Source organism: Lysinibacillus sp. FSL K6-1151 (genome assembly GCF_038630755.1).
Taxonomy (GTDB): Bacteria; Bacillota; Bacilli; order Bacillales_A; family Planococcaceae; genus Lysinibacillus; species Lysinibacillus fusiformis_D.
Map to the genome: position 1 here is coordinate 3,340,865 of NZ_CP152040.1, position 14,380 is coordinate 3,355,244.

Sequence of the window (14,380 nt, forward strand, 5' to 3'; positions counted from 1 at the left end):
ATTGAATATGATAGATATTACCTTTATTATATAACGAAAAAAAGCCGAACACATCTATTGATGGTCCGGCTTTTGTGAACTTCATTAATTACGCATGTTTTGCGATAAATGCTTCTAAAGCTTCTTTCGGTTGGAAGCCTACAGTTTTGTCAACTAATTCTCCATCTTTAAATAATAGTAAAGACGGAATTGACATAATTTGATACTGAGCTGCAGTACCTTGGTTATTGTCTACATCAACTTTTACAATTTTAGCCGCACTTCCTGCAGCGTCCATTTCTTCAAGAACTGGCCCAATCATTTTACAAGGTCCGCACCAAGCAGCCCAAAAGTCTACAAGTACTAACCCTTCTTTAATATCGTCCTGGAACGTAGCATCTGTTGCATGTACAATTGCCATTTGAAATCCTCCTTAAACTTACTATGATTGTAGTATAGCATGGATAAATTCACTTGAGCGAACAATCTGCCTGCAATGTATTTTTTATGAAAAACTGTGTCGAAAAAAACTATAAAGACCATTAATTGGCTTGATAACGACCTTTCCATACATAGGTGAATGTTATAAAAAGATAAATGCCTAACGTAATGCTTGTCACGATAATAGATGTTGTAAAAATAATCCCAATTAAAATCGCACTTAACGCCATAATGGCAATCCATGTTGTATACGGGAACCATTTTACTTCATAGGCACTTGTATGTTCTGCTTGTTTTTTACGGGATTTCAAATGGGCAATCGCAATAATTAACCAAATAAATAACACGGTATAGCCAAGTGATCCCATTAGAAAATCAAAAGTCTTGCTGCCAACATATAAAGATAGAATAACTCCTAAATACATCGCTAATGTACACATTAAAATAGCATATACTGGCACTTTTCTTTTAGATAAGTGGGCAAATATTTTAGGAACCCGTCCGTCTACAGCTTGTGTATATAGTACACGGGATGAGCCATAAAGCCCTGAATTCATGGAAGAAATAATGGCAAGTATAACAACCGCATTCATAATGTGATCTGCGCCTGGAATGCCAATCATTTTGAACACCATTACAAATGGACTTTCAGGAACTCCGTTTACTTCATTCCATGGAATCAAGCTTACGATAATAAAGAAAGGCAGTAAATAAAATGTAACAATACGTACTAATGTACTACGAACCGCTTTTGGCACTACTTTTTCAGGATTTTTCGTTTCTGCTAATGTAATCCCAATGATTTCTGTACCACCATAAGAATAAATAACAACTAACATAGCAGCAATTAATCCCATAGATCCGTTAGGGAAAAAACCACCGTGCTCAGTTAAGTTAGAAAAACCAACGGCGCTATGGTTTCCAAACGTAGCAAGTAATAAAATAAGTCCTGCTATAATAAAGACAATAATAACGGTAATTTTGATCAATGCTAGCCAGTATTCTGTTTCCGCAAATATTTTCACCGATAATAAATTAATGGCTGTCACTAACACAGAAACAGACAGGGCAAGTATCCAAATTGGATATTCTGGCAACCAATATTGAATAAAAATAGCGGCGACGACAGATTCTGCTGCAATATTTAAAACCCACATTTTCCAATAGATCCAATCTAGGAAATAAGCAGGGTATTTTCCCAACACTGATTGAACTAAATCTCTGAACGTTCTTGCGTCTTTATTTCGAACAGCCATTTCTGCTAGACCTTGCATGACAAATAATAAAATAATGCCCCCTATTAAATAGGCAATCAGCACTGAAGGTCCTGCCATATCAATGGCTGCACTACTTCCTTTAAATAGACCTGCTCCGATGGCTCCACCTAACGCCATCATGGTGATATGACGCGAGGTCATAGTTCTTGTTAATTGTTGCTTGTTTTTTTCCACTTTCTTACCTCCTAAAAATCAAAAAAGCATATCATCTACTCCTTCATCATCAAATGAAAGAAGAGACGATATGCTATCAGCAAACCGCGGTACCACTCTAATTGGTTCTTGAGAACCCAGCTTAAAAACCTTGTAACGAAGGTTAATCGTCAAACAAATAGAATAATCCGACAATTCTATTTATGTTACCACTCCTAGGCAAGTTCAAAGTCTTATTGGTCTGCGTTGCACCATCCCGCAGCTCTCTTCACCGAATAATGAGCTTTTACTACTCCTAATCTTTGCGTTTCTAATCATTATTATTGTATCAATCACTATACTGGCTAACGTTAATTATGTCAATATTTTATTTTGCGATAATTTTCAAATAGTACTTCATCACAAAAAAAGCAGGAAGGATTAGCCCTTCCCGCTTGTGCATTACGCGTTTACTTTTAACGCTTTAAATTCTTCTATTAGAAGTGGGATCACATCGAATAAATCTCCAACGATACCATAATCCGCTACTTTGAAAATATTAGCTTCTGGATCTTTATTAATAGCAACAATTACTTTTGAATTTGACATTCCTGCTAAATGTTGAATCGCTCCCGAAATACCAGCCGCAATATAAAGATCTGGTGTGACTACCTTACCAGTTTGACCGATTTGTAGTGAATAGTCACAGTATTCAGCGTCACATGCACCACGTGATGCTCCAACTGCACCGCCTAGTAAATCTGCTAGCGCTTTTAATGGTTCGAAACCTTCTTCAGATTTCACCCCACGACCACCAGCAACGACTACTTTCGCTTCTGATAAATCAACACCTTCTGAAGATTTACGAACAACCTCTTTAATAATTGTGCGAAGGTTTGTAATATCAACAGTGATTGCAGACACATCACCAGTTTTACCCTCTGCTTTTTCTAAAGGTGTAATGTTATTTGGACGAATGGAAGCTAAAACAACGCCTTCTTTCACTTTCACTTTTTCAAAAGCTTTACCAGAGTAAATTGGTCGGATGAAGACAACATCATCGCCTGCACCCTCAATAGCAGTAACATCAGATACTAGACCTGCTTGTAATTTACTTGCGATTTTTGGTGATAAATCTTTTCCATTTGCTGTATGCCCAAAGACAATGCCAGCAGGTTTTTCTTGCTCGATAACAGCTAATAGTGCTTGACTATAGCCATCAGATGTATATTGTTTTAAATGTGGGTGTTCCACTGTTACTACGCGGTCAGCACCATATTCAAATAATGGTCCTGTTAAACTTGCTACAGCATCTCCTAAAAGTACCCCAACAACTTCGCCACCATCAGCGATTTGTTTTGCAGCTGCAATTGCTTCGAAAGAAACATTACGTAAGCTTCCTTCACGAACTTCACTTAATACTAATACTTTTTTTGACATAGCATATTCCCTCCGTTACCCTTTAAGATTCGATTAACATCAAATAATTAAACAACTTTTGCTTCTGTGTGAAGTAGATTTACTAGCTCTTTTACTTGTACAGAAAGGTCGCCCTCTAGAATGCGGCCTGCTGCTTTTTGAGCTGGCAAGAAGATGTCTACTGTTTCAATCTTCACTTCTACATCATCTTCATCGATATCTAAATCATCTAACTCAAGCTCTGCAAGCGGTTTCTTTTTCGCTTTCATAATACCTGGTAGAGATGGGTAACGTGGCTCATTTAAACCTTGCTGAGCTGTTACTAGTAATGGTAAAGAAGTTTCAATTACCTCTGAATCTCCTTCGATATCGCGAACAATTTTCGCAGATGTTCCATCAATTTCAAGCTTTGTAATCGTTGTTACATAATTTATATCTAATAAGTCTGCAACACGTGGACCTACTTGACCTGAACCACCATCGATCGCAACATTTCCTGTTAAAATTAAATCCGCCTCTTTATCTTTTAAGTATTCCGCTAATAGATAAGCTGCTGCATTTTGGTCTAACTCATCTAAATCGTCTTCCGTATTAATTAGCACTGCTTCGTCTGCTCCCATGGCAAGTGCTGTACGTAATTGCTTCTCTGCATCCTCGCCACCAATTGTCACTACTGTTACTTTACCACCAGCAGCATCGCGAACTTGGATTGCTTCTTCAATGGCATATTCATCATAAGGGTTAATAATGAATTCTGCGCCGTCCTCTTGGATTTTACCACCCGACACTACGATTTTTTCTTCTGTATCAAACGTACGTTTAATTAATGCAAAAATATTCATATATCCATACCTCCTGGAACGTTTTATAATTCTAAGTAAACTTATAAATATTATATATTTTCAGTTTCGATAACGCCGATAACATCTTAAAACTGTTATCGACATTTGGGAAATTATTTGCCAGTAAACATAGGCTCACGCTTTTCAATGAATGCTTGAATTCCTTCTTTGGCATCTTCTGATACGAATACTGTCCCAAAGGATGTTGCCTCTGCTTCAATGCCCTCATAAAATGATGCATGCTTTGCATATTGCAATGTTTGAATAGCTGCTTTTAAAGCAATTGGGCTTTTCTTTGCAATATTTTTCGCAATTTTCAGCGTTTCATCTAGCAGTGCTTCGTCTGAGAATGTACGATTCGCTAAGCCCCACTGCACGGCTTCTGCACCAGTAATTGGCTCACTTGTAAACATCATTTCAGCAGCCTTTGCTACACCTACATAACGTGGTAAGCGCTGTGTACCGCCAAAGCCAGGTATAAGACCTAATTGTAGTTCAGGTAAACCTAGTTTTGCCGATTCAGTGACAAATCGCATATGACAGCTCATGGCTAATTCAAGCCCACCGCCTAATGCCGCACCATGAATGGCTGCAATAACAGGCTTCGAAAATGATTCAACGCGCTCAAATACTTGCTGCCCGTTGCTAGCTAGCTTCGTAAATTCTTCTCCAGATTCTACCCCAGTAAATTCTTTAATATCTGCCCCTGCAGAGAAGAAACGGCCTTCACCATGAAGTACAAGGACTCTTACTGCATCATCGTGTTCAACAGCATCTAAGACAGCGTTAACTTCTGCAATAATACCGCGAGATAATGCATTTGCTGGTGGACGTGCAATTGTAATAATCGCTACCCCATCTTCTACTTTCCAACTTAGAAATTCCATTTCTCCACATCCTTTTAAGCTTTAATGCCGTTCAGGATTAATGCCTGAACCTTTGGAACTTGTTCCATCAAATCATATCGATAGTCATTCATAACCCACGACGTAATCGTTTCATCAATTGTTCCAAAAACCATTTGTCGTGCCAAGCGTACATCCATCGTCTGATTAAACTCCCCTGAAAGCATACCTTCGACTAAAATTTGATCGAGTAAATGTAAATACTCACGTAGTACACCATTAATTTTTAATCGTAAGTCTTTGTTTGACTGGCGAAGCTCTAATTGTGTGACGGTTGCTAGGTATCGATCTGTCGCAAGAACATTAAAATGATTGGCAATCATTCGTGAAAGTTTGTCACGAGACGTACTTCCATTTTCTATTATATCTTGTAATGACTCTACAAAAACAGCCATTTTTTCATTAAAGACAGAAATTAATATATCTTCTTTATTTTTAAAATATAAATAGATTGTTCCATCGGCCACCCCTGCCTGTTTGGCGATTTTCGATACTTGCGCTTGGTGATACCCATTTTCCGCAATAACGATGACAGCTGCATCAATAATTTGCTTATATTTCGGCTTATCTCGTTTCACTTTTATATCACCACCTAAAAAACATGCGCACGTCTACAATATCAATATGACGTGTGAACCTAAAAAAATATGAAAATATGAATGGTCATTCATTCATATTTTCATATTATATTTTACAGCATTACTTGTCAATACTTTCACACGTATTTATTTCGCTTCTTTATTCGCCAATTTTGTTTTTTCTTCGTCTACCAAAGAGCGGCGTAAAATTTTTCCTACGGCTGTTTTTGGTAGTTCCTCTCTAAATTCATAATAACGAGGAACTTTAAATGCCGCTAGATGCTGACGGCAATATTTATTTAATTCGTCCTCCGAGATCGAATATCCTTCTTTTAAAACAATATAAGCTTTTACCGTTTCTCCACGATACGGGTCAGGTATGCCTGCAACAACACACTCTTGAATTTCTTCGCGTTCGTATAACACTTCTTCCACTTCACGAGGATAAATATTAAAGCCACCCGCTATGATCAAATCTTTTTTACGATCCACTACATAGAAGAAACCCTGCTCATCCATATAACCAAGATCACCTGTTAAAAACCAGCCATCGACAAATGTCGCTGCTGTATCCTCAGGTCGGTTCCAGTAGCCCTTCATCACTTGTGGACCTTTGACAGCGATTTCACCCACTTCGCCAACTGGAAGCTCTTCCGTATCCCCTGTACGTAAAATAATAGCTTCTGTATTAGGCCAAGGTAAACCGATTGAACCAATCACTCGCTTACCCCAAATTGGCGTAGCATGTGTTACAGGTGATGTTTCTGTTAATCCGTAGCCCTCTACGAGCTTCCCACCAGTAACCGCTTCAAATTTCTCCTGAACTTCAATTGGCAATGAAGCAGAACCACTTAAGCACGCCTTAATAGATGATAAATTATAATTCGCAATGTCTGGATGATTTAGAAGACCAATGTATAAGGTTGGTGCACCGGGGAAAAGTGTTGGTTTTTGTTTATCAATCGTTTTTAATGCCGTTTCAGCATCAAATTTCGGTAAGAGCACCATCTTATTTTGAGTGAATACTGATAATAGCATAACCGTTGTCATACCATAGACGTGGAAGAATGGAAGAATGCCCATAATGGTCTCTTCACCATGCACACATTTATACATCCAGGCATCACACATTGTCGTATTGGCAATTAAATTTTTATGGGTTAACATAACCCCTTTTGGGAACCCCGTTGTTCCACCAGTATATTGTAAGAGTGCTAGGTCTTCTTCAAAATCAAATGAGATATGATCAATTACCTTAATCGGTGCAGAGCGCATGATTTCTGAAAATAAATGATTTTGCCCGCTATGTTCAACCTTGACACTAAAGCCATACTGCTTTTTTTGAATAAATGGATAGACTAAATTTTTTGGGAATGGTAAATAATCTTTAATGGCTGTCACGATAACATTTTCAAGTGCTGTCTCTTTCATAATTTTCATCACTCTTGGATATAAAATATCCATGACAAGAATAACCTTCGCACCTGAATCAGCCATTTGGTATTGAAGCTCACGTTCAGTATAAAGTGGATTTGTTTGTACGACAACAGCACCTGCATACATAGCGCCGTAGTAAGCGATTACACTTTGTGGCGAGTTAGGTAGCATAATGGCTACTCGATCTCCCTTTTCCACACCTAATGCTTGTAAATAGTTTGCGAACCTTAAAGCTGACTCATATAGCTCGGTGTACGTCAAATCCTTCCCCATAAAATGAATCGCAACTTTGGATGGATTCTTTTTATAGGCGCGTGTCAAAAACTCTTGCACTGGAATTTCCTCAAACGTTAAAGACGGTGGTACTTCTTCAGGATAATTTGCTAGCCATGGTTTTGCTGTCATACGTCCTCTCCCCTTTGTCCCAAACTTTGTCAATTCTTATATTTATTATAATGAAAAAGAAATGCAGTTTCAAACAGAAAATAGAAAATAAATGCATTTTCGATTAATTATTATGCAATTCACAACATTAATATGACAGATGTTTAGTCTGTTTTATTTGCATACACCTTATGAATCCTCATTCATTCTCAAATCTTTCAAATAGAAAATTATGAGGATATTCCTATACTATAAAAATAATTATTTATTCAGGTTATGGAGGAAAATGAATAGCTGTTAGCAGAAATTGAAGTAAATACAAAAAACGCACCCTCATAAGAGAATGCGTTTTTTACTTAAACAGTCATCATATAGTAGACGCCCACTGCCAAAAATGCAATACAGACAATGATTAGTACTTTTGCTAATTTTTCCATGTCATGACACTCCTATGCAATACTTGCCCCAATTACAAACGATAGACCGACTGAAATGGTAAAGGAAATGAAACCAACTGAGCGATTATCATTGGCAATCTCTTGATCTACATTAAAACGAGGTGTCATAAATTCAAATAAGAAATACGCTACAATCAATAGTGTAAAGCCAAAAAGACCCCAGCCAATCATTTCACTTAATGTGCTATGGCGTGCAATGGAAAAACGAAAGATGTTGCAAATCCCTAGTATTTTTCCACCTGTTGCAAGGGCCACAGCAACATTACCATTTTTAATTTCTTCCCAATTCTTATATTTCGTAACGACTTCGAACAATGCCATCGAGACGACTAAACATAATACAACAACACTAAAATATCCTGCCGTTTCGATAATTGGATATCGCCAAAAGCCAGAATTCAGCATTTTTCTCCGTCCCCTTTATAGCTTATTTCAATTCAACAACTGTGACGCCTAAGCCCCCCTCGCCGGCTTCACCAAAACGGAAGGATTTCACGCGCTTATGCTTCTTTAAATAGCTTTGAATACCTTGACGTAAAGCCCCTGTACCAACCCCATGAATAATAGACACACGCCCATAATTAGCGAGTAACGCATCATCAATATATTTCTCTGTTCTTAAAATAGCGTCCTCATAGCGTTCACCACGCAAATCTAATTCTAATTTTACATGGCTATTGCGATTTTTCACACCAGCTGTTCGTAATACCGTTTCTTTTTCAGGCTTAATATACTCTAAATCACTATCAGCGATTTTCATTTTTAAAATCCCCATTTGGACAACCCATTCGGTATTTGACACTTTTTCTAACAAAGTACCTCGTTGACCATAGCTTAACACCTTTACCTCGTCCCCGACAACTAAGTTTTGCGCACGTGCTTTTACTTGCGCTGCTTTTTTCAGTACTTTATTGTCTTCAAGTGGTGTTGCTTCTTCCAGACGTTTACGTGCTTCAATCAATTCGTGCTCCTTGACAACTTGATCAGCATTTTTGCGCATTTCTCGAAGCTCTGTAATAATCGCTTCCGCTTCTCTTTTCGCTTCATCAACAATTTTACGAGCTTTTTCCTTTGCTTTCTTATCAAGTGCCTCTTTACGCTCTTCATAGGCTTGTAATTTATCTTGAAGCTCTTTACGTAAAGTTTCCGATTCTACTAGCAATGCATGGGAACGTTCTGCATCATCTTCTGATTGGCGACGTGTTTCCTCCAATGAAGCAATCATCGATTCAACCTCATGTCGGTCTGTCCCTGTAAAGCCTTTCGCACGATCGATAATGGATTCAGGCAGTCCAAGACGACTGGATATTTCGAATGCATTAGAGCGCCCAGGTACACCAATAAGTAGACGGTAGGTTGGACTCAAAGTTTCAATATCAAACTCTACACTAGCATTGGCAACACCTGGTCGATTATAGCCATACGCTTTTAGCTCAGGATAATGAGTTGTAGCCATTACACGTGCACCGCGTCCATGTACTTCGTCTAAAATGGAGATAGCTAAGGCTGCTCCTTCCTGAGGATCAGTACCTGCTCCTAATTCATCGAAAAGAACAAGTGATTCATGATCAAATTTTTGTAGAATGTCTACAATATTGACCATATGAGACGAGAACGTAGAAAGTGACTGCTCAATTGATTGCTCATCACCAATATCAGCAAACAATTGCTCAAATACAGCAAGTTCTGAGCCATCTAATGCTGGCACTGGTAATCCTGCCTGCGCCATTAATGTACACAGACCTACCGTTTTCAATGTTACCGTTTTACCACCTGTATTAGGACCCGTAATGACAATAGCTGTAATTTCTTTACCAAATTCAATATCATTCGGAATAGCTATCTCTATTGGTAGAAGTGGATGACGTGCACGAACTAGTCGAATATAGCCATCCTTATTCATTTTAGGCATTGTACATTTATTGGCTTGTCCATATTTGCCTTTAGCTAAAATAACATCAATATCCCCTAAAACTTTCACTAAATTAAATAAATCTGATGCTACTTCTTGCACCATTGCACTTAATGCCAGTAAAATACGCTCAATTTCCGCCTGCTCCTTCATTTTTAAGCGATGAATTTCATTATTCGCTTGTACAACAGAGTCTGGCTCGATAAATAAGGTTTGACCAGAAGAGGATTGGTCATGGACAATCCCGCCATAATGGTGACGATATTCTTGTTTAACAGGAATAACAAAGCGATCATTACGAATTGTCACAAGTGTATCAGAAAGCATTTTCGCTGCATTACTTCCACGAATTAAACTTTCCAGCTTAGAACGGACTTTCCCTTCTTCAGCTCGTAAAGATTGGCGTATAGAACGCAATGTTTGACTAGCCGAGTCTAAAACAGCTCCATTGTCATCAATACAGTTGTTGATTTCATGTTGCAAACCTGTTAAAACAGGTATCGCTTCCTTTTTCGCGATGAAATGTGGAATTTCAATCACTTCATCAGCCTCTAAATCCTCAATGAAATTACGTAAAATTCTACTCGCTCGAATTGTGCTCGATATTTCCATTAATTCTATTGCTGCTAGCATGCCTCCTATTTGGGCACGTCTTGCAGATGGTCGTACATCAAATATTCCTCCCATTGGAACATTGCCTTTAACACGTAAAATGGATAATCCCTCATCCATCTCCTCTAATAATTGTACTACTTTATCAAAATCTGTTTGTGGTACAAGCTCCTCAATGGCAGATTTCCCAATAGAGCAAGTACAATATGAGGCCACTTGTTGCCGAACTTTATCGTATTCTAGTGTTTTCAATGCGCGTTCTGCTATCACTGAGAACACCTCCTCAACCTATTTATTTCGTCGTATGAACGCCTCAAATTGTTCAAGCGTCCATGTATTCACTATCATATCTTTCGGTAGCCATGCTCTATTGGCATAGCGAACACCGATATCCATAAAACGTAAATGCGCTATATCATGAGCATCTGTATTAATGGCTACAGGTACACCTGCAGCTAAAGCCATTTCTAAATGTTCCACACATAAATCTAAACGATACGGATTTGCATTTAACTCTAAAATTTTACCATATTCCTTCGCCCACGCAATCAGCTGTTTCATATCAGGATTATAGCCATCACGATCCTCAATAATTCGACCAGTTGGATGGGCAATCATATGAACATAAGGATTTTGCATGGCCGTTAGTAAACGTGCCATAATTTTATCTTGTGATTGTGTAAAGCTCGAATGAATAGAAGCGATAACAAAGTCTAACTCTTTTAACACTTGATCGTCGAAATCAAGGGAGCCGTCTGGCAAAATATCCATCTCTGTCCCTTTAAACAAATGGAAATCTGGATGTGTTGCATTAAATGCCTCAATTTCCACACGCTGTTTTTCTAAACGCTCCGGTGTTAAACCATTTGCTACTTTTAGAAATTGTGAATGATCTGTAATAACGCTATATTGATAGCCACGCGCTCGTAATGCCTCGCCCATTTCTGCAACAGAGTATGCACCATCAGACCAGGTCGTATGCATATGTAAATCTGCCTGAATATCCTCTAATCGCACTAACTGTTGAATCGTCTTTGTATTATCAAATTCCACAGTTCCTGTGCGTAAGCTTGGTGGAATCCAAGGTAGGTCAAAATGAGCGAAAAATGCCGCTTCATCTGAAAACGTTATAACGGTACCATCTTCCTGTTCAACGCCATATTCACTAATTTTTTCACCACGCGCTTTGGCAAGTTGGCGCATACGCACATTGTGGTCTTTTGACCCTGTAAAATGATGCAAGGCAGTTGCATATTCATTGTCCTTCACTAAACGGAAATCAACACCAACTGGCTCCTCTAAGTCTAAAATCACTGAAATTTTAGTATCTCCCGCTGCCACTACTTCTTGGATGGCTAATCCATTTAATAACTTTTCACGTACAGCCTCAACTGCTTGTGTCACCACAATAAAATCAATATCTTTACTTGTTTCTAGCGCCCGACGGAAGCTTCCAGCAACTGAAAAACGTTCCACTTCCTTCATACTACCTAGAAGCGCCTCTATTTGTAAAACCACAGGCTCAAGCTGCCAAATTGGTAAACGTTCTGAGCGATTCGCCAAATTAGCGAGTTCCTTTAAAATTTTTTCCTCTGTTTTTACAGCAAAGCCTGCTAATTCACGAACTTTCCCTGCTTCACAAGCTGCCTTTAAGCTTTCTGCTGAGTCAATGCCTAGCTCTTGGTGAAGCTTCGCAATCTTTTTACCTCCCAAGCCTGGCAATTTTAACAATGGCAATAATCCTTTAGGGACAATGTCTTCTAGTTCTTTTAACAAACTAGATTCACCTGTTACCATCAAATCCTCAATGACAGCAGCCGTTCCTTTACCAATCCCTTTAAGTTTTGTTACATCGTCCATTTCACTTAATGAACGCTCGTCCCCCTCCAGTGCTGCAGCTGCTTTCCGAAAAGCAGATACCTTGAATGGGTTTTCTCCTTGTAGTTCCATATATAAAGCAATTTTTTCGAGTGTGCGAATAATTGTTTTTTTATTCATTGGTAATTCCCCCTATCGTAAAAACACTTCTCTCAAAACAGAGAGAAGTGCACAGTTTACTATTGCATATAAATATACCACCAGTTTTGGAACATCTTCGTAATAATCGGTGTATGCTCCAACATAAGCCCACTTAACAATGACTTCGACATTAAATTTTGAATGACATCAATCGGCAATAAAGCGCACACGTATAGCAAAATAAACATAATTAAATAGTTTTCAATCATGCCAAGTAATGCGCCAAGCCAACGATTCACTGTATTGAGCACAGGTAAATACGCAATAAAATCAAATATCGATGCCACGATTTGCAATGTTATTTTAACAGCAAAGAAAATTACCGCAAAGGCAATCACACGATAGAAGGTGCGATCTAAATCGAGACTATCAATGACGACACCAAGGCTACCTGTATCAGTGACACCTGGATAAGGCACCCAAAATACAAATTTTTGTGCTAATGGCTTATAATAAATATACGCAACAATTAGGGCTACGACAAAGCTGACAATGTGCATCATTTGTACAATGAAACCTCGTTTTGCACCGACACCAATTCCAGCTAGCAGTACCACTAATATGATTAAATCTAACATTCTCTTCAACCCTTTAGTTTTTTCAATTCTTCTTCTAGTTGCTCCATTCGTTCTTTTAATAGTAAATAATCATGTACTGTATTTACTGCCGTCAGAACAGCAAGTTTTGTGCTATCAAGTGAGGGATTATGTACGCTCATCTCGCGCATCCGGTCATCAACAATCGAAGCAACAAGTCGCATATGGCCAATGGATTCTGAGCCGACCATTTTATATGTATGACCATATATTTCCACAGAAATTTTATTTTTTTCTTGTTTTTCCATAGTCGCACCCTCCTATAAATTCGATGCACACACGATCTTTTCAGCTTGTGAGCACCATCACACAAAAAAGCTATTTATTATCATACCATGAAAGGTATAAAATTGTGAACAATGAGGACAGAAAGGAACGATTAAATGTCAAATATTGTGCTTTCCATTTCAACAAATATTCAAAAAGAGGTGATGGCTTACTACGCAACCTATTTTATCGAGCGTAAGGCTCCTGGTGTCATCTTTGCTGCAAAGCTACCAGATACCGCCATTACTATGTATAAATCAGGAAAATTAATGTTTCAAGGAGGTGGTGCTGAACGCGAGGCGGCACGTTGGGGAACTATTGAAAAAACAACTAGCCAGACATCCTCATCTATCGGGGCAAAGGGTGATGTACTACCTGAAAATTTCGCAGCAATGTCTGTCTTAGGCTCAGATGAAACTGGCACAGGTGATTATTTCGGCCCTATCACAGTGGCTGCGGTATATGTACCTACCTCCAAAATCGAACTTATTAATGAGCTTGGCGTAAAAGATTCGAAAATGCTAACGGATGATTACATGCGAAAAATTGCACCGGATTTACGAGCAGCTTGTGTCCATAGTGTCCTCGTATTACACAACGAGAAATATAACAGCCTACAGGCAAAAGGCTATTCCCAAGGAAAAATGAAAGCCATGATGCACAACAAGGCTCTAAAAAATACGCTGACGAAAATGGCACCTGAAAAACCCGAATTCATTTTAATCGACCAGTTTGCCGAACGCGGTGTCTATTACAATTATTTAAAAAACGAACATGAACTTGTACAAGAAAATGTCTATTTTTCTACCAAAGCAGAGCAATTACATGTCGCTGTCGCTACAGCATCTATTTTAGCGCGTGCTGCATTTTTAAAGGAAATGGATCGATTGAGTGCAATCGCAGGGCTTACCTTAATGAAGGGGGCTTCTAGCAAGGTAGATATGCAAGCAGCTCGCATTTGGCGTAGCCATGGCGAGGAATTTCTACGCTCCATAACAAAATGGCATTTTGCCAACACCGAAAAAGCACGAAAGAAGATTTAAAAAGCATTCCATGTTCTTTTAAGTAGCAGGGGGAGTCTTATGGGTAGTTCCCATATCTAGGTTCTTTTGAAAAATAGTA

At 38.6% G+C, this 14,380-nt stretch carries 13 protein-coding genes and 1 other annotated feature; of the genes, 1 reads left to right on the forward strand and 12 read right to left on the reverse strand.

The features are described from left to right. Nucleotides 1–88 precede the first annotated feature (88 nt). The 12 genes from trxA to zapA all read right to left on the reverse strand — a co-directional run bounded on the left by trxA (nucleotide 89) and on the right by zapA (nucleotide 13,239). Complete coding sequence (gene trxA, locus MHI04_RS16075) at nucleotides 89–400, reverse strand: thioredoxin (RefSeq protein ID WP_004226420.1); 312 nt, start codon at nucleotides 398–400, stop codon at nucleotides 89–91. 121 nt (nucleotides 401–521) lie between these two features. Beyond that, nucleotides 522–1,871: an amino acid permease gene (locus MHI04_RS16080; RefSeq protein ID WP_058844337.1), complete on the reverse strand. Its 1,350-nt coding sequence runs from the start codon at nucleotides 1,869–1,871 to the stop codon at nucleotides 522–524. Nucleotides 1,872–1,929: 58 nt separating this feature from the next. Next, nucleotides 1,930–2,162: a binding site (T-box leader), on the reverse strand. Nucleotides 2,163–2,291: 129 nt separating this feature from the next. After that, nucleotides 2,292–3,269 (reverse strand): electron transfer flavoprotein subunit alpha/FixB family protein, encoded by a 978-nt coding sequence (locus tag MHI04_RS16085; protein ID WP_058844336.1) that lies wholly within the window; start codon nucleotides 3,267–3,269, stop codon nucleotides 2,292–2,294. A gap of 47 nt (nucleotides 3,270–3,316) precedes the next feature. Further along, nucleotides 3,317–4,090 (reverse strand): electron transfer flavoprotein subunit beta/FixA family protein, encoded by a 774-nt coding sequence (locus MHI04_RS16090; protein ID WP_036128240.1) that lies wholly within the window; start codon nucleotides 4,088–4,090, stop codon nucleotides 3,317–3,319. A gap of 113 nt (nucleotides 4,091–4,203) precedes the next feature. Then, nucleotides 4,204–4,977 (reverse strand): enoyl-CoA hydratase, encoded by a 774-nt coding sequence (locus MHI04_RS16095; protein ID WP_271910646.1) that lies wholly within the window; start codon nucleotides 4,975–4,977, stop codon nucleotides 4,204–4,206. A 14-nt stretch (nucleotides 4,978–4,991) separates the two neighbouring features. Further along, nucleotides 4,992–5,573 (reverse strand): TetR/AcrR family transcriptional regulator, encoded by a 582-nt coding sequence (locus MHI04_RS16100; RefSeq protein ID WP_036128243.1) that lies wholly within the window; start codon nucleotides 5,571–5,573, stop codon nucleotides 4,992–4,994. Between the two features lie 147 nt (nucleotides 5,574–5,720). Further along, the gene (locus tag MHI04_RS16105) at nucleotides 5,721–7,415 is read right to left on the reverse strand and encodes an AMP-binding protein (protein ID WP_036128244.1); all 1,695 of its coding nucleotides are present in this window, start codon (nucleotides 7,413–7,415) and stop codon (nucleotides 5,721–5,723) included. Between the two features lie 428 nt (nucleotides 7,416–7,843). Next, nucleotides 7,844–8,257 (reverse strand): DUF350 domain-containing protein, encoded by a 414-nt coding sequence (locus MHI04_RS16110; RefSeq protein WP_036128246.1) that lies wholly within the window; start codon nucleotides 8,255–8,257, stop codon nucleotides 7,844–7,846. A 22-nt stretch (nucleotides 8,258–8,279) separates the two neighbouring features. Next, a complete protein-coding gene (locus MHI04_RS16115) occupies nucleotides 8,280–10,646 on the reverse strand; it encodes an endonuclease MutS2 (RefSeq protein WP_058844335.1) in 2,367 nt (788 codons plus the stop codon). Nucleotides 10,647–10,664: 18 nt separating this feature from the next. Beyond that, nucleotides 10,665–12,374 (reverse strand): DNA polymerase/3'-5' exonuclease PolX, encoded by a 1,710-nt coding sequence (gene polX / locus MHI04_RS16120; RefSeq protein ID WP_058844334.1) that lies wholly within the window; start codon nucleotides 12,372–12,374, stop codon nucleotides 10,665–10,667. 59 nt (nucleotides 12,375–12,433) lie between these two features. Beyond that, nucleotides 12,434–12,973 (reverse strand): CvpA family protein, encoded by a 540-nt coding sequence (locus MHI04_RS16125; RefSeq protein WP_036128251.1) that lies wholly within the window; start codon nucleotides 12,971–12,973, stop codon nucleotides 12,434–12,436. A gap of 5 nt (nucleotides 12,974–12,978) precedes the next feature. Continuing rightward, complete coding sequence (gene zapA / locus MHI04_RS16130) at nucleotides 12,979–13,239, reverse strand: cell division protein ZapA (RefSeq protein ID WP_036128254.1); 261 nt, start codon at nucleotides 13,237–13,239, stop codon at nucleotides 12,979–12,981. 135 nt (nucleotides 13,240–13,374) lie between these two features. Between zapA and rnhC the strand changes: the two genes are divergently transcribed. Continuing rightward, complete coding sequence (gene rnhC / locus MHI04_RS16135) at nucleotides 13,375–14,301, forward strand: ribonuclease HIII (protein ID WP_036128256.1); 927 nt, start codon at nucleotides 13,375–13,377, stop codon at nucleotides 14,299–14,301. Nucleotides 14,302–14,380 lie beyond the last annotated feature (79 nt).